At 61.6% G+C, this 14,811-nt stretch carries 18 protein-coding genes, 1 pseudogene and 2 riboswitches; of the genes and pseudogenes, 3 read left to right on the top strand and 16 right to left on the bottom strand.

The features are described from left to right. Positions 1 to 152 (top strand): transposase (locus A4A58_RS29695; RefSeq protein ID WP_139069784.1); only part of this gene is annotated, 152 nt, incomplete at its 5' end. A gap of 14 nt (positions 153 to 166) precedes the next feature. Here the strand turns inward: A4A58_RS29695 and A4A58_RS31845 are convergent. Further along, a pseudogene (locus tag A4A58_RS31845) lies at positions 167 to 284 on the bottom strand (YnfA family protein); the annotation flags it as partial. Here A4A58_RS31845 and A4A58_RS31840 point away from each other — a divergent pair. Continuing rightward, a complete protein-coding gene (locus A4A58_RS31840; RefSeq protein WP_158005697.1) occupies positions 251 to 439 on the top strand; it encodes a WGR domain-containing protein in 189 nt (62 codons plus the stop codon). The pseudogene A4A58_RS31845 and the gene A4A58_RS31840 sit on opposite strands and share 34 nt — an antisense overlap. Here A4A58_RS31840 and A4A58_RS16535 read toward each other — a convergent pair. The 10 genes from A4A58_RS16535 to A4A58_RS16485 form a co-directional block, all read right to left on the bottom strand. Then, a complete protein-coding gene (locus A4A58_RS16535) occupies positions 436 to 1,674 on the bottom strand; it encodes an MFS transporter (RefSeq protein WP_068734005.1) in 1,239 nt (412 codons plus the stop codon). The two genes, A4A58_RS31840 and A4A58_RS16535, sit on opposite strands and share 4 nt — an antisense overlap. Next, positions 1,671 to 2,402 (bottom strand): hypothetical protein, encoded by a 732-nt coding sequence (locus A4A58_RS31155; protein WP_184514090.1) that lies wholly within the window; start codon positions 2,400 to 2,402, stop codon positions 1,671 to 1,673. The genes A4A58_RS16535 and A4A58_RS31155 overlap by 4 nt, the downstream gene beginning before the upstream one ends. A gap of 2 nt (positions 2,403 to 2,404) precedes the next feature. Further along, entirely contained in the window at positions 2,405 to 2,980 is a 576-nt protein-coding gene (locus A4A58_RS16520; RefSeq protein WP_244499788.1) for a dual specificity protein phosphatase family protein, read from the bottom strand. Next, on the bottom strand, positions 2,977 to 3,195 hold the full coding sequence (locus A4A58_RS16515; RefSeq protein ID WP_139069870.1) for a hypothetical protein: 219 nt from the start codon (positions 3,193 to 3,195) through the stop codon (positions 2,977 to 2,979). Before A4A58_RS16515 ends, A4A58_RS16520 begins: the two co-directional genes overlap by 4 nt. 9 nt (positions 3,196 to 3,204) lie before the next feature. Continuing rightward, positions 3,205 to 3,642, bottom strand: a complete 438-nt coding sequence (locus tag A4A58_RS16510; protein ID WP_068734001.1) for an EamA family transporter — start codon at positions 3,640 to 3,642, stop codon at positions 3,205 to 3,207. Further along, positions 3,639 to 5,447: a DUF190 domain-containing protein gene (locus tag A4A58_RS16505; RefSeq protein ID WP_081421908.1), complete on the bottom strand. Its 1,809-nt coding sequence runs from the start codon at positions 5,445 to 5,447 to the stop codon at positions 3,639 to 3,641. The genes A4A58_RS16510 and A4A58_RS16505 overlap by 4 nt, the downstream gene beginning before the upstream one ends. Positions 5,448 to 5,551: 104 nt before the next feature. Then, a riboswitch (Fluoride riboswitch) is annotated at positions 5,552 to 5,629 on the bottom strand. A gap of 492 nt (positions 5,630 to 6,121) precedes the next feature. Beyond that, the gene (cobA, locus tag A4A58_RS16500) at positions 6,122 to 6,919 is read right to left on the bottom strand and encodes a uroporphyrinogen-III C-methyltransferase (RefSeq protein ID WP_068733998.1); all 798 of its coding nucleotides are present in this window, start codon (positions 6,917 to 6,919) and stop codon (positions 6,122 to 6,124) included. Beyond that, complete coding sequence (gene cobM / locus A4A58_RS16495; RefSeq protein WP_068733996.1) at positions 6,919 to 7,680, bottom strand: precorrin-4 C(11)-methyltransferase; 762 nt, start codon at positions 7,678 to 7,680, stop codon at positions 6,919 to 6,921. Before cobM ends, cobA begins: the two co-directional genes overlap by 1 nt. Continuing rightward, positions 7,677 to 8,060, bottom strand: coding sequence for a cobalamin biosynthesis protein (locus A4A58_RS16490; RefSeq protein WP_158005696.1), 384 nt, complete (start codon positions 8,058 to 8,060; stop codon positions 7,677 to 7,679). The genes cobM and A4A58_RS16490 overlap by 4 nt, the downstream gene beginning before the upstream one ends. Further along, on the bottom strand, positions 8,057 to 9,292 hold the full coding sequence (locus tag A4A58_RS16485) for a bifunctional cobalt-precorrin-7 (C(5))-methyltransferase/cobalt-precorrin-6B (C(15))-methyltransferase (RefSeq protein WP_068733992.1): 1,236 nt from the start codon (positions 9,290 to 9,292) through the stop codon (positions 8,057 to 8,059). Before A4A58_RS16485 ends, A4A58_RS16490 begins: the two co-directional genes overlap by 4 nt. Before the next feature lie 13 nt (positions 9,293 to 9,305). Between A4A58_RS16485 and A4A58_RS16480 the strand changes: the two genes are divergently transcribed. Then, positions 9,306 to 10,079 carry a cobalt-precorrin-6A reductase gene (locus tag A4A58_RS16480; protein WP_068734015.1) on the top strand — a complete coding sequence of 258 codons (774 nt, stop codon included), beginning with the start codon at positions 9,306 to 9,308 and terminating at the stop codon, positions 10,077 to 10,079. Here the strand turns inward: A4A58_RS16480 and cobJ are convergent. Genes cobJ through cobF form a run of 5 tightly spaced genes read right to left on the bottom strand, consistent with a single transcriptional unit; the run spans position 10,043 to position 14,298 of the window. Beyond that, positions 10,043 to 10,810, bottom strand: coding sequence for a precorrin-3B C(17)-methyltransferase (gene cobJ, locus A4A58_RS16475; RefSeq protein WP_068733990.1), 768 nt, complete (start codon positions 10,808 to 10,810; stop codon positions 10,043 to 10,045). The two genes, A4A58_RS16480 and cobJ, sit on opposite strands and share 37 nt — an antisense overlap. Beyond that, positions 10,807 to 11,565: a precorrin-2 C(20)-methyltransferase gene (locus A4A58_RS16470; protein ID WP_068733988.1), complete on the bottom strand. Its 759-nt coding sequence runs from the start codon at positions 11,563 to 11,565 to the stop codon at positions 10,807 to 10,809. The genes cobJ and A4A58_RS16470 overlap by 4 nt, the downstream gene beginning before the upstream one ends. Then, entirely contained in the window at positions 11,562 to 12,194 is a 633-nt protein-coding gene (locus A4A58_RS16465) for a precorrin-8X methylmutase (protein WP_068733986.1), read from the bottom strand. Before A4A58_RS16465 ends, A4A58_RS16470 begins: the two co-directional genes overlap by 4 nt. Further along, complete coding sequence (cobG, locus tag A4A58_RS16460) at positions 12,187 to 13,494, bottom strand: precorrin-3B synthase (protein WP_139069869.1); 1,308 nt, start codon at positions 13,492 to 13,494, stop codon at positions 12,187 to 12,189. The genes A4A58_RS16465 and cobG overlap by 8 nt, the downstream gene beginning before the upstream one ends. A 33-nt stretch (positions 13,495 to 13,527) precedes the next feature. Next, a complete protein-coding gene (gene cobF / locus A4A58_RS16455; RefSeq protein ID WP_068733983.1) occupies positions 13,528 to 14,298 on the bottom strand; it encodes a precorrin-6A synthase (deacetylating) in 771 nt (256 codons plus the stop codon). 261 nt (positions 14,299 to 14,559) lie between these two features. Next, a riboswitch (cobalamin riboswitch) is annotated at positions 14,560 to 14,765 on the bottom strand. Positions 14,766 to 14,811: the final 46 nt, after the last annotated feature.

The raw sequence follows: 14,811 nt of genomic DNA, 5'->3' as shown, positions 1-14,811 counted from the left end.
ACGACGCCAACGCCTACAAGCAGCGCAATCGGATCGAGCGCTGCTTCTGTCGTCTCAAGCACTTCCGGCGCTTCGCCACACGCTATGACCGACGAACTTCTCACTTCGCCGGCTTTATCCACCTCGCGGCAGCGATGATCTGGAGCCAATGAATGTCGATCCGTCCTAGCGCTACGAGGCCGGGTGCGAGCCACCAGGGTGACTTATCCAGACGGAGCCCAGAAGGAGAAGCAGCCTGCGACTTCGGCCAGTGCTGCTGCAGCGAAGATCAGAAATCGGCGAATGGGCGGTCATTCGGGAATGGGGGCGCATCGGTCGCGGCGGCACCACCCGCGGCACCCCCTATGCCACGGTTCAGGAGGCGGAAGCTGCCCGCGACCGGCAGTGTCATCTTAAGCAGCGGCGAGGCTACGCGGCCCCGGCTCCGCACTGTGGCTAACTTGTAGTTCTGCGGGCTCCGATAAGTGCGAACGTCCCAAGGAACATAAACAGCGCGGCCGTACCAAAGCTCACCACAGGAGACGCGGCTGTCCACAACACGCCAACGGCCGCGCTAGATACAAACTTCGCAGAACCGTTGACGGTGCCAAGTGCACCAATGCATATTGCCAGTCGGTCCTCCGTGACCATTTCAGCGGTGACCGTGGATTCCAGCGCCTCTTGGACGGCGACATACAGTCCAGCGACGAAGAAGACCGCAGCGAGCAAAGGTACGCTGTCCACAGCGAACCAGAAGGCGGCGGCAGTGAGCAGCGCGGTCAGCGCGCCCAGCACATAGCCTGCAACCAGCACCGGCAGATGTCCCACCCGATCGGCGAGGACGCCAACCGGATATGATGCGGCAACCTGCACCACGTTGCGCCAGACGTAGAGCAGACCTGCGACCTGCGCCGCATGCACCACGCCCATCGAAGCGGTCAGCAGCTGTGTCGCCGCCAGAATCAGCAGGCTGTGTGAGAAGTCGCCGATGCCGAAGATGCCAACGGCAGCGAGGTAGCGTTTAAAGCGCGCCGGCAGGCCACGCAGTGTGCTGAGGAACTTGAGCTTGGGGTTGGGCGAGTGCGCCGGGTCCCGGACCAGTGTCAGAAACGCTAAAACAGCCAAGGCCCCCGGAATGACCGATAGCCATAGAACCCATCGAAACGGTCCCGCCGCGTCGGCGCCAGGCAAGGATTGTGCCCACCCAAGGAGCGCTACCCCGAGCAGCGGGCCGAGGACGCCGCCAACGGTGTCAGCCGCCCGGTGAAATCCGAAGGCACGCCCGCGCGTTTCAGGGCTGACCGCCTGCAGCACGATGGCATCGCGCAGCGGACCGCGCAGACCCTTGCCGAACCAGGAGACGATGCGTCCCAGCAGGAGAAGGGGCCAACCCAACGCCAATGCCAGGCACACCTGTCCCACTGGCGTGAGGCCGTATCCGATGAGCACCAGCAGTTTGCGGTGCCCGAGCTTGTCGGCAATGAAGCCGGAGAACATTTTGGTAAAACTGGCGACTGCATCCGCGATGCCCTCAATGAGGCCGAGCGCTGCTGCCGGCAGGCCTAACACCGCAAGAAAGCCGGGTAGGATGACCGTTGTCGTCTCGTAGCAAAAATCGCCGAGCGCGCTGGTCAAGCCGGCGCCAGCGACGGTGCGGTTGAACCATGGGGCCGATCGTCTGGAGGAAGTGTTCACTGTGGCACCTCAAAGCTTGCGACGACCGGGTAGTGATCCGATGCCATGTCGGTCGCGGATGTACGTATCACTTGGTAGGAGACAGCCCGGGCCGCGAGGGCACGGGAGGCCAACAGGTAGTCGCAGCGCATGGTGGCAAACTCCGTGCCTACAAAGCCAGCCGTAGGCACTGTGGGCGTCTTCGCAGGGTCGAGTGCGTGCCCCAGATCTATCCATCCCGCCGCATCAAGGTGCGCCAGAACGCTGCGATCCGCAGTCTGAAGGTCATCCGCCAAATAACGGACCCGATGGTGCGTAGCGAGAGTATCGAAACCTTCCGGTTCAGGGTCATGCGGCGAAGCCGAATTGAAGTCGCCGGTTAGCAGCGTGAGGTTACCAGTCTTACTGGCCAACTTCCGTTCACGGCACCGCCGCATCCACGACAGGACATCGGCGGCTTTACCCTGAATGACCCGCAGTGACTTGCTGCCGCGCGGCTCGGCTTTGGCGTCGCGGAACTGCCAGCGTTCGCTGACAATGACGACGTGCCAGCGCTGCCGCGGCTGGGCTGCACAACGCAGTTCGAGGATCTCCAGCGAAAACGAATACGCCTGGCCACAGAACCGGTGCCGGTCGCGCGAGCAGCTCACCCCGTGCGCCAGCCAGGCGGTGACGTCGCTGCCCAGGCTTGGCGGCTCGATGACGTATTCAATATCTGCGATGGTGCGGGCGTTGCCGATGCGCGCCATGATCAGGGGGCTGCCGCAGTAAGCTGCAACATCACCCGCGCGAAGGTGCGGTCCATGGCGGCCGTGCGGCTCGCCAGCCAGGGAAAATGGCCGTAGCGGAACGACAGTTGCCCAGCGGCCTCCTCGGCCGGCCGCTTGGCCACCAGCAGCTTGTAGAGGGCTGACACCACGCCGCTGCGATCGGCGCCAGCCTCGCAGTGAACCAGAATCGGCCGCGGCAGGTCCTGTAGCATCGCCGTCAGCTGCCTGACCTGGTCGTCGGTCAGTTCCCTGCCCGCCGACAGCGGAAAATCAACGTGCCGCACGCCTGCGGCGCGGCTGGCTTTCATTTCCGCGTCGTACCAGGGCTGCCCGGTATTATCACCGCGCAGGTTGATGATGGAGCGGATGCCATTGTCTTCAATGCGGTCCGCGAACTGCAGCCCGCTCAGCTGGCCCGAGCGGTAGATGACCCCTTCTTCGATGGGATGAAAGTTGCCGCTCAGCCGGAGATATCCTGCCCATCCGCCTGCGAGGGCGGAGACGATACCGACCGCTTGGCCAAACCGCTTCAGCCACAGTAATGCTTGGCTCTTCACTTGGGGTCCCTTTTGTTGTTGCGCGCGCGGATGGTGGTCTCAGCGAAGGCCGTGGCGATGCCCAAGACCAGGATGGTGATGATGAGATGCGCATCGGCGCCCAGGCCGAATGCGAGAATCGTCGTCGCAAGCACCACAGCGAGCAAGCAGATTGCGAAGGTGTCACTTGCCACCATTGCTATAAAAACCCGCAGCCGGTGCTTTCTGGCATTCATGGTGTCCCCCTAGGCCCGGTAGGCGACGAGTACGGCGCCGCAGGCAATCAGGATCACGCCGAGCCAGTTTGGCAGCGCGAGCCGCTCACCCAGGAAGAGCACCGCTAAAACGGAGACAAACACCACGCTCAGCTTGTCGATCGGCGCGACCCGCGCGGCGTCTCCCAGCTTTAAGGCGCGGAAGTAGCAAATCCACGAGGCACCGGTCGCAAGACCTGACAGCACCAGGAACGCCCAGGTCTTGGCGGACACACTGGAGGGCTGCTGCCAGTTGCCAGTTGCATAGACGATGAGGCCCGCGGCCATGAGGATGACGATCGTGCGGATGAACGTGGCGAAGTCCGAGTTGACGTTCTCAATACCAATCTTCGCAAAGATGGCTGTCAGCGCCGCGAACGCTGCCGAGAGCAGCGCCCAGAATATCCATGAAAGCGACAGGTCTTTCATGCCCGTGCTTTCAGCGCGTCGTGCACCGTGACGTCTTCACCGACGAGATCCCAGTGCTCGATGTGCTTGTAGATGATGACTTTGCGCTTCAGCAGGTCGCCATGCGTGCGGCAGAAGTGCTCCAGTTCTTCACGCGGAGTGATGAGTTCGACGCACATCGTCAAGTCGGGGTTGGAGATCTCGAACCCCTCGTCTTCAAGCTTGCCGCTGTTGCAGTAGCCGAAATGGGTATGATGCGCGGTCGCATGCATGATGCCGGCGGCCTTGGCCTGCATCACCAGCTCGCGATACAGCGGGCGGCCGCCAAAAAGCCGGTTGCCGACGTCGACGGCCTTTTCCCGTGGCTTCACGCAAATGCGGACCATGCCGATTTCTTTGAGTGCGAGCGTGTGGCGAGCCATGAGACTGACTTTCTTTGCTGGGAGGGGGGAGGTTGAGGAACGCATGCGCACCCGGCCGACAAAGTCGCCGAAGGCCTGCGCGTTGAGATCGCGGACCTGGCGGACCGACATGTCAGGAGGGATGTGGGTGACAGCGGACTTGGGCGTGCCCAGCCGCTGCGACATGTAGATGCTGGAATGGCCGCTGCAGAGGTAGGCCACGAAACAGGCGACGGCGATGTAGACCGCGTGAAGCGACCCAAACAGCTCAATGCCCATGATCATGCAGGCAAGCGGTGTGTTCGTGGCGCCCGCGAACAGGGCCACGAAACCAAGTCCTGCGAACAGATCGGAGGGTGCACCCAGCAGCGACGCGAGCGCGTTACCCAGCGCGGCGCCGATGAAGAACAGCGGCGTGACTTCGCCGCCTTTAAAGCCGCTGCTCAGCGTAACAACCGTGAAGATGGTTTTCCAAAGCCAGCTCCACTGATCGACGTGACCAGGATGAAAAAAGCCGGCAATGGTCGCGTCAGCAGGGTTTGCCGACCAGACGCCCAGGCCAAGATACTCACGGGTGCCCAGCGCGTAGACCAGCCCGATGAGAATGGCGCTGGCGATGACCGGCCGCAGCGGTGCGTAGGGGCAGACCATCTTGAACGCGCCCGTCACCAGGTGCGAGAACTCACTGAAGAAGCGCGCAGCCAAGCCGAACGCGGCGCCGGCAATGCCGACTTTGAGCAACAGCAGTGCGTCAAGGTGAAAGCCGGTCGTTTCGCCGGCGTTGGCCAGGTAGCCGATTGAGTAGTGCGTATGCTCGATGCCCCAGGCGTGGCAGCTCCAGTCGCCTGCAATCGCGGCCATCAGGCAGGGCAGCAGGGCTTCATATTGCATCCGCCCGATGGTCAGCACCTCAAGGGCGAAAATCGCCCCGGCGATCGGTGTGCCAAACACCGCTCCGAATCCGGCAGCGATGCCGGCCATCAGCAGAATGCGGATGTCAGCAGGGGAGAGTTTGAAGGCCTTTGCAAAAGCGCTGGCGATGCTGCCGCCGAGTTGCACGGCCGTGCCTTCACGGCCAGCCGAACCGCCGACCAGATGCGTGAGAATGGTCGTAACGAGGATGAACGGCGCCATCCTCAGCGGCACGCCGCCGCCGGGCTCGTGGATCTGTTCAACAATCAAGTTGTTGCCACCTTCGGCGGATCGGCCGAAGTGCTGATAGGCCAGCACCATCAGGAAGCCGGCCACGGGCATGCCGTAGATCAGCCAGGGATAGTTGAAGCGCGCCTGGGTGGCCCGGTCCAGGCCCCACAGGAACAGGGCGCACAGCGACCCCACCACGGCCGCCATGGGAACGACGATACCGACCCATTTGAACAGGCTGCGGATCTGTTCGAGACGCAAGAAGCCAGCAGCAGCAGACATCATGGCGTGCCGACCGCTGACAAAGCGGCTTGGCCGGCCGGATAGTGACTATCGCAAATGTAGTGGGGCGGACTCACGACTCTACTCCTCCGCCCCAGAGGGCGAGTTGAGTAGGAGTCATCAGCTTCTCTCGGAAGCGGTTCGGCCACGATGGCCCGGCAGAATCCATTACCGTGTCGTTTTCTTACAGAGGTGGATTGATCCCTGTCAACACGATCAAGATTCCAGGATAATATTCCAAAATGTAAGTTATGCGAATTTAATGAGTCCCTACGGTCGACGCTAAGGGGCGCTTCCTCAATTGACCGCGGCCTAGGCTGAGCGCCTATTCTTTGCGTTGCGAAGCATGCAGCCGATGCGCGTGAACGTAGTGGACATCAGCAGCGCAAAACACTAGCGTGGAAGCGGCGCTAGCGAGAACGATCTGATCTTTGCCCTCAGGGCCGGTGCTCCAGATATCTGGAACGAACCTCGAGACATCTGTTGTCCCCACATAAGACCGACATCAATGGTCTAACGGCGTTCTTCCGGTTTTCCACCTCGGGTGGTCGAGCGTGAAAGACAAGCTGGCAAATCGAACGAACCGTGAATAAATGAAGGCGAGCGATGCTTGAAGAGCATCCCGCAACAACTGCCCAAGGAACCCTGCCCGTATGGCAGCAAGTCGACGATCATCATTCACAAGCCATATTGGACAGAAGCTTCTGCCTCATCCCGGCAATCGCACCGACAATCACGATTGCAGGCGCACAGATTCCCTGCCGCTCGGCGTCCGCCGCAGCTTTGCTAAGACTCGTTTCAACAATTTGCTCATCCGACGTCGATGCCGAGCTGATGATAACGGCCGGTGTATCACGCCCCATGCCGCCACGTTCGAAGGCGCTCATGATCTCAGGCAAATTCGACATGGGCATGTAAACGATGATCGGCTGTCCGACACTCGCCAGCCTCTCCCACTCGGCTATCGATGCCCGATCCGCCGATCGGCTGCCCGCCATCAGGATAACCGCATGGTTGATGTCCCGCATCGTCGCGGGAATGCCGGCGAGGGCTGCAGCCGCAAGTCCCGACGTAATGCCCGGTATGATTCTGAATCGAACACCGGCCCGCGTCAGTGCCAAGGCTTCTTCTCCACCACGCCCGAATACAAAGGGATCGCCGCCTTTCAGCCGCAGAACGCGATGCTGCATCCTGGCGCGTTCGATCAGAAGCTCATTGATGTCGCCCTGCTCGGATGAAGGTCTGCCGCCACGCTTTCCCGCAAAGATCAGTTTCGCCTGATTGCCCGCAAGCTTCAGGATCCGCGGATCAACCAGCGCATCGTGAACAATGTCATCTGCCGTCTGCAGTGCGTGGAGCGTATGCAGTGTCAAAAGCCCGGGATCGCCCGGGCCTGCACCTGCAAGCCATACTTCGCCGGGTGGGAAGTCCGGGAACTTAGGAAGGGTATCGGCGAGAAGCTGAGCGTCCATCACGACTCTCGCCCCCGGAACCGCCGCTGATAGGCGCTGTCGTAAAGCGCACTTTCACGAAACTCCCGCGCGGCCAACACCTCGCCCACGAGAATAAGCGCAGTACGATCGATGCTGGTCTTCTGAACTTCAGCGGCGATGGTGCCGAGTGTGGCGCGGATGATCTGTTCGTCAGGCCAGCTTGCGCGAAACACCACCGCAACCGGACACGCTTCGCCATAAGTGGGGATCAAGGTCGCAACTGTTGTCTCAAGCACGTGAATGGACAGATGAATAGCGAGCGTGGCACGCGTCGCCGCGAATGCAGCCAAATCTTCCGTTTCGGGCATCGACGTAGCCCGTCCTGAGGTTCGGGTCAGGACGACCGACTGCGCGACCTCGGGTAGTGTCAATTCCCGTGCCAGCGCTGCAGAGGCTGCGGCGAAAGCCGGCACGCCCGGCGTGACGGTGTACGGGATATTGAGCGCATCGAGACGCCGCAACTGTTCGCCAAGCGCGCTCCAGATCGATAGATCGCCGGAATGTAGCCGCGCGACATCCTGACCTGCATCGGTGGCTTGCACGATCTCCGCGATGATCTCGTCGAGTGACATCGGCGCCGTATTGATGATGCGCGCGCCAGCCGGGCAATGGCCGAGCAGAGCTTTCGGTACCAACGAACCAGCATAGAGGCAGACCGGAGAGGCAGCGATCAGATCGCGTCCGCGGATCGTGATCAGATCGGGTGCGCCGGGTCCGGCTCCGATGAAATGAACAGTCATGATCCCTCACCAATTGCGATCGCGCAGGTTATGTTGTTGGCCACGATGCGCGCCCCGAGCAGCCGGGCATTGTGCCCCGCTGCCACAAGCGCAGATGCTTCCGCAATCGACGGAACGCCCTTGATCGCCTGAACGCGTAATGAATGCGTGATGATCCGATCGGTGACGCGCCCCAGATCTGACAGCGGACATAGGACCAGCGGCACCGAGAGAAACCGGGCTGCATTCGCCAACCCCTGCTCCTCGGCTTTCAATGTTTCCGTCGCGATCGCTATGAGGTCCTCATGCGCAATACCGAAATTCGAGAGCGCCGCGAAAATCAAACTAACGATATCGTCGGACGGCGCGCCGCGCCTGCATCCGATGCCCGCAACGATCATGGCTTCCTCACCCGCCATTGCGTCACCGGCATGGCTGGACGCCAGCCGGACATGGTCCCGATTTTATCGACTCGCGCGATTTGGAGCCGCACGAGATCGCCGCCGAAGCGGCCGAAATAGTCGGCGAGCCGGGCTTCCGTCTCCAGCGATACCGCATTGGCCACGAGGCGCCCGCCAGGCTTCAGCGCTGACCAGACAGCTTCGAAGACGCCATCATCCACCATGCCGCCACCGACAAACACGGCATCCGGTCTGGCAAGCCCTGCCAGCGCCTCCGGCGCACGGCCTTGCACGATCTTGAGATCCGGCGCACCGAGCGCTGCGGCATTCCGCGCGGCCCGGTCTGCCCGATTCTGATGCGCCTCAACGCCGATTGCACTCAAGGAGGGATGCCGCAGCAACCACTCGATCGCGACAGATCCCGCACCGAGCCCGATATCCCAGAGCAGTTCGCCATGTCGTGGCTCCAGCGACGACAGCGTCACCGCGCGAATCTCGCGCTTCGTCAGTTGGCCGTCATGCTCGAATAACCCGTCATCCCGGCCCGGTGCGAAAGAGATGATCGCAGCATTCGGTTCCGCTATCACCTCGATCGCGATCGTATTGAGCGCGGCAATGTCTGCGATGTCGCAAGTCGATGCCGTCGCGTGACGTATCAGCTCGCGAGGGCCCCCCATCGCCTCGAGCACCGTGACCCGCGATTGGCCCATGCGATGCGCGTTGAGAAGCTCGGCGAGCTTGGCTGGCGTTGTGCCGTCCCAAGACAGCGCGAGGATGCGCGCGCCGGGTTGCAGGTGCCTGATAATGCCGTGCAGCGCACGACCATGCAGCGTGACCAGCGCAACGTCCTGCAGCGACCATCCCATCCGTGCAGCGGCGAGACTGAAAGCGGACGGTTGCGGCAGGCAAATGAATTCCTCGGCTGGGACAAATGCCGCGAGTTGCTTGCCAACGCCGAAATGAAAGGGATCGCCGCTCGCCAGAACCGCGACGGCGCGCCCCCGGTGCTGCTTGATCTCGGCGAATGCGTCGCTCATGGGACTTGGCCAGATCAGACGCTGCCCAAGCACAAGATCGCCGGCCAGTTCCAGATGGCGCGCGCCGCCTACAACCAGTTCCGCCGAGCTGATCAAGTGCTTGGCAACAGAAGACAGCCCGTCGATACCATCTTCACCGATGCCGATGATGGACAGCCAGCGCAGCTCCGTGCAGGTTGCGGGCTCAGCAGACATGGAGATGGCCTTGATACGCGTTCTGATCCTCGGAGGTACCACGGAGGCCTCTGACCTGACGCGTCTGCTTGCGGACGACCCGCGCTTTGAGACGACACTCTCGCTTGCCGGGCGCACCGCGAAGCCCAAAGCCCAGCCTGTTCAAACACGCGTCGGCGGCTTCGGCGGCGCCGACGGTCTTGCCACATGGCTGCAGCGGGAAAAAATCGACGCAGTCGTTGATGCGACGCATCCCTATGCCGATCAGATCTCGTCCAACGCGGTGGCCGCGTGCACGCGGCTTGCAGTTCCACTCGCCTCGATCCTGCGCCCCGCCTGGCAGCCTCGACCGGACGATAACTGGCTGAGCGTCGCGAGCGCCGAAGCCGCCGCTGACGCGCTGGGGCCTGAGCCGCGTCGTGTTTTCCTGAGCATGGGCCGGCAGGAGCTTGGCGCCTTCGCAACGCGACCTCATCATCACTACATCGCACGCACCATCGATCCGCCCGACGATGTCGCGCTGCCGCCCAATATCCAATTCTTGTTCAGCCGAGGTCCCTTCGACATAACGGCCGAAACCGAACTCCTTGAGCGCGAGACAATAGATGTTCTCGTTTCCAAGAACTCCGGCGGAGCTGCGACTTATGCCAAGATCGACGCAACGCGCGCGCTTGGCATTCCGGTCGTGATGATTGCGCGTCCGCATAAGCCGTCCGGATACGCCGTGCAGAATGCTGAAGCTGTCGTGGCGTGGCTCGAACAACAGCGTGTTCATCGCGCACCCTCTTGCTCCGCGCGTGGCGTATAGATCCATGGCCGCAATCCCGTTCGGGGAATCAACCGCGTGGCTTCGGCTCCGATGATGACAAGCGTGCGCATATCGGCGAGAGCCGAATCGACCTCTGCCAGGGTTGATACGATGACGCCTGCTTCCGGAGTCCCGGCTTTTCTGACGAAGAGCACAACGGTCTCGGGCGACTTGATGGTGCGCAAGAGTTCGAATGCCTGACCAAGCTGATGGGGCCGCGCCCGCGACGCGGGATTGTAAAGCGAGATGACAAAGTCACCTTCAGCCGCGGCCCGCAGGCGTCGCTCGATGGTGTCCCATGACTTCAGATTGTCCGACAGAGAGATTGCGCAGAAGTCCGCCCCAAGGGGTGCGCCGACCTCGGCTGCTGCGGCGAGCATGGCTGTAATCCCCGGCTCGACACGAATATCGAGATCGCGCCAAGCGGGATTGCCGGCCTCGATCGCCTCGAACACCGCAGCCGCCATTGCGAACACGCCGGGATCGCCGCCCGAAACGACTGCGACCTTTCTACCTTCGGCCGCGAGTGTGAGCGCGTGCTGTGCCCGGTCGATCTCGACGCGATTGCCGGACGCATGACGGCACTGGCTGAAGAGAGTTTCCGGGATTCGATCGATATAAGGTCCATAGCCAACGAGGTCCGTCGCGGCCTGAAGCGCCCTGCTCGCCGCCGGCGTCAGGAGATCTATGGATCCGGGTCCAAGACCCACAATAAAAACCGAGCCGCTCACAGCCGTCTCCCCTGACCCGGAATCAACACCATCGAAAAGTAAGGTCCATCGCCGTCGGGGCATTCGGACAACGGCATGATCCGCTCACCGGGCATGGAGCCTCGCTCCACATAAATGGCGCGCGCAAGCAAACCCGCCGCATCAACGGCGCGGCGGATCTTTGCCAGGTTCTTGCCGACCTTCATGATCACTGCAGCATCCGTTTCAGTGAGACGACGCCTCAACTGATCTTCATCCAGGGTTCCGGGGAGTACCGAGAGAACGTCATTGCCCCAGGTGATCGGCGCATTTGCGCGCGTCCAGCAAGCCGACATGCCTGTGACTCCAGGCACGACCTCAATCGGGAAGCTGGCTTCGAGACGCCGCCAGATGTGCATGAACGAGCCATAGAAGAACGGATCGCCCTCAGCCAGCAACCCTACCGACTTGCCTTGCCGGAGCAGCCCCGACAGCGTCTCGACGCTTTCCTCATAGAAGCGGCTGATCTGCTCCTGATAGGAAGGATCTTCCGGCGGTATCTCGTTAGTAACGGGATATTCCAGCCGCAACTCCGGACGTCCCTTTTCGATCAAGGGGTCGACGATGCCACGCGAATTGCCCTGAAGGCCGCGCTTGGCAAAAAAGGCGATCACATCGACATCCCGCACAAGAGCTGCAGCCCGCAGCGTCAGATAGTTGATATCGCCAGGCCCGACCCCGATGCCATAGAGCGTTCCGCCACGCGCGTTACCACCGATCACGTCAAAACTTGTCATTCGCGTTCACTCGCCAACGCATTGACCGCCGCCGCAGCCATGGCGCTACCGCCCCTGCGACCACGGACAATCAGGAATGGAACGCGCGTCTGCTCCGCAAGCGCTTGTTTGGACTCGGCGGCTCCGACAAAACCGACGGGAACGCCGATGATGGCGGCAGGACGCGGCGCGCCTGCGTCAAGCATGTCGAGCAGCCGAAACAGCGCGGTCGGCGCATTTCCGATCACGACAACAGATCCCTCAAGATGTGGGCGCCAGAGCTCCAGCGCCGCCGCCGAGCGTGTGTTGCCCGTTTCGATGGCGAGTTGCCCGACAGTCGGATCATCAAGAGTGCAGACGACGCTGTTGTCGCGCGGCAACCTGCTGCGCGTGACGCCGTTAGCAACCATCTTCGCATCGCAAAGAATGGGCGCACCACGCAGCAATGCTTCGGATGCGCTCGCCGCAAATGTCGGAGACATAAAAAGTTCGTCCACGATATCGACCATGCCGCAGGCATGGATGATTCTGACGGCTACCTTCTCTTCGTTCTGCTTGAAGCGGGACAGATTGGCCTCGGTGCGGATGATCGCAAACGAATTGCGGTAAATCTCGGCGCCATCCCTAATATAGGAGTGCGTTTCAGTCATGCATGCTGCCTCGGTCCGTATCGAAGATCTCACCCGGACTGGCGGCAAGATCGGAAAAGAGAAAATGGCGCACAGGCGTATCCTGGGCCGTACCATTGCGCACGAGGCCGTAACGACACTCGGCACCAATCAGCACGAGATCGCTCGTCCCCGATTTGGCGCACCCCTTGGCACAGCCGGAGACATGAACGGTCTCGGTGAAACCAAACCGCGGCAGCAGTCGCGCCAGCCAGCGTGCGTCGCCACGCGTATCGAGGGAGGTCGACTGACAGCCGGGCGTCCCCGGGCAGGCTTCGATCTGAAGCAGGGGATCGGCCGAGTCAACGACCAGGCCAACGCTTGCCGCAGCCGCGAGAATGCTTTGCCCGGACTGCTCGTCAGAGACCTCGGCATAGAGCGTGCGCCAGGGCGAGAGCCTGACCTCCTTGACGCCATCGGCCGCCATCGCATCAACGAGCATCCGGATTTGACCGGCTTCGACGCGTCCAAAGGGTGCTGCGATTCCCACCGCGAACCGGCCGGCGCCCAGCTCTATCAAGCCAGTACGTTTCATCAACGGCGCGTCGGCATCGCGCGGCTGCTCGCGAAGCGCATCGAGCCGCGGCATGATCGCGGATCGAACAGACGCAAGGCCTTCGTCGGAAAGGTCGCGCATCCGCTGTCGCTGTTCACGCGACGCCACGGCGATGAAGGCAAGGCCGATTTCGACGGCGACGGCCGCTGCCGCACCGCGCACGATTGAACCAAGCCATTCCATCCCGATCCGCGTTTCGAGGCCAATCGCAATCGCAGCACCTTGACCATCTGCAATCGCGGCAAGACGAATATCGCCACGCTGTTCCGCAAGACCCAAAACTCCACCGCTGTCGACGATGAAGCCAAACTTGGTCGGCAATGCCCAAAGCGACGTCTCGGTCGCGAGTAGCCGCGCAAGCTCTCCACCGATACTTCTGACGTCAAAGACTTCGGCGGGATCGATACCCGCGAGAGGATTGACCATCACATTGCGCACGGCCTCACCGTCCGGATTATCGTCGAGCAGGCCAAACCGGGCGATCACCTCGTGCAGTTGCGGCAGCGTCTCCTCGCTGACACCGCGAATCTGCAGATTGGCCCGCCGCGTCAAATCAATGTGGCCGTTGCCGAAACGCCCTGCGGCGTCGGCGAGCGCAGCCAGTTGGTCGAGGCCAAGCGTCGCCGATTGCGGGCGAACGCGGACGATCAGTCCGTCGCCGCTCAGCATCGGCCGCAAGACACCGGGGCACCAGCCCTTCGCTTCTATCGTTGCCAAACGATTCACGTCACGTGTCCCTGCCCCACCCGGATCCGCCCGTCAGATCTTGGCACCACCGCCCCTTCGCATCAGATAGCTGTCCATGATCCACCCATTGGCGCGGCGCGCCTCTGTCCTGATCCGTTCGATATCATCGACGACATCTTTCAGCTTGCCCGATATCAGGATTTCGTCGGGCATGCCGATATAGGCGCCCCAGTAGATATCGACATTCTGATCGGCGAACTGCTTGTAGGTATCTCCGCCATCGAGCATGACGACGACGCTATCGGCGCCTTCAGGGAAGCCTTCCGCCATCTTCCGTCCCGTAGTGATTTCGATGGATTGCCCGATGCGGTTGAGCGTTGTTTTGTGCTTTGCAGCGAGCGCCTGGACACTGCTGATGCCGGGAATGACCTCATATTCAAGTTCGTAACGACCGCTGCCGGCAATCATCTCGACGATCCGAATCGTGCTGTCATAGAGTGTCGGGTCACCCCATACCAGAAATGCGCCGCATTCGCCGTCCGACATCTCCTGTGAGATCAGGCGTTCGAACAGAGCTTGCTTGTCTCGATTGAGGCCATCCACGGTTGAAAGATAATCCTCCGCATCGCGCGCCCATTCCGGGCTGGTCGCGTCAACGAAGCGATGGTTGTTGCCTTTGATATAACGCCGGCAGATTTCCTTACGAAGCTCGATCAGCTTCGTCTTGCTCGGTCCCTTGTCCATGATGAAGAAGACGTCGGTCCGGTTCAGGGCATCCACGGCCTGCATGGTGACGTAATCGGGATCTCCAGCTCCGATGCCGATAATAAGTATCTTCTTCATAGCTCGGTACTCCGATGCAACAGCACATACACGGCGTTTCAACGTTATCGTCCCGAGCCGATCCAATGCAGAACGTGCAGCCACTCTCGAAGCGCACGCGACACGTGACGCCGGATGACCACCACTGCCTGAATTGATACGGACCTGCTCGACGGCAAAACAACGACCCGTCAGCGCGGTTGCCGGTCCATCCTCCCCTCGCCCTCGGCGACAGATGCACCCAGCCCTGTTGCGTCGAGGCACCCCGCCCGACGCGTTCGCGCATGACCATGACCGGCAGCAGGTTTCCTGGCTCGCGGATCGTCGCCTTGGACCACCTTCCCAGGGAGCATCTGCATCCCCAGTGGCATTTATGGTCCTCGGCTATCCGCCTACAGTTGCGGGGGCAGCCACGGAATTGTCTGCCAGGCAGACGCACCGCATTCCCTTGGTTAGCCCTTGCGAGCACCACCGCTCGCATAGGTCGCATCTGTGCGTGATCGCGTCAACATCGACCCGAAGCTTATTGAACGG

Source organism: Tardiphaga robiniae (assembly GCF_001618955.1).
Classification (GTDB): Bacteria; Pseudomonadota; Alphaproteobacteria; order Rhizobiales; family Xanthobacteraceae; genus Tardiphaga; species Tardiphaga robiniae_A.
Note: the sequence above shows the minus strand (reverse complement) of the source record. Positions and strands in the feature narration are given on the sequence as shown.

Coding starts and splice junctions, on each gene's coding strand:
- A4A58_RS16510 (WP_068734001.1), bottom strand. CDS start 3,642: ATGAAAGACCTGTCGCTTTCATGGATATTCTGGGCGCTGCTCTCGGCA.
- cobM (WP_068733996.1), bottom strand. CDS start 7,680: ATGACTGTTCATTTCATCGGAGCCGGACCCGGCGCACCCGATCTGATC.
- A4A58_RS16485 (WP_068733992.1), bottom strand. CDS start 9,292: ATGTCTGCTGAGCCCGCAACCTGCACGGAGCTGCGCTGGCTGTCCATC.
- A4A58_RS31155 (WP_184514090.1), bottom strand. CDS start 2,402: ATGGCGCGCATCGGCAACGCCCGCACCATCGCAGATATTGAATACGTC.
- A4A58_RS16470 (WP_068733988.1), bottom strand. CDS start 11,565: ATGACAAGTTTTGACGTGATCGGTGGTAACGCGCGTGGCGGAACGCTC.
- A4A58_RS16465 (WP_068733986.1), bottom strand. CDS start 12,194: ATGACTGAAACGCACTCCTATATTAGGGATGGCGCCGAGATTTACCGC.
- A4A58_RS16515 (WP_139069870.1), bottom strand. CDS start 3,195: ATGAATGCCAGAAAGCACCGGCTGCGGGTTTTTATAGCAATGGTGGCA.
- cobF (WP_068733983.1), bottom strand. CDS start 14,298: ATGAAGAAGATACTTATTATCGGCATCGGAGCTGGAGATCCCGATTAC.
- A4A58_RS16490 (WP_158005696.1), bottom strand. CDS start 8,060: ATGATCGTTGCGGGCATCGGATGCAGGCGCGGCGCGCCGTCCGACGAT.
- A4A58_RS16505 (WP_081421908.1), bottom strand. CDS start 5,447: ATGTCTGCTGCTGCTGGCTTCTTGCGTCTCGAACAGATCCGCAGCCTG.
- cobA (WP_068733998.1), bottom strand. CDS start 6,919: ATGGACGCTCAGCTTCTCGCCGATACCCTTCCTAAGTTCCCGGACTTC.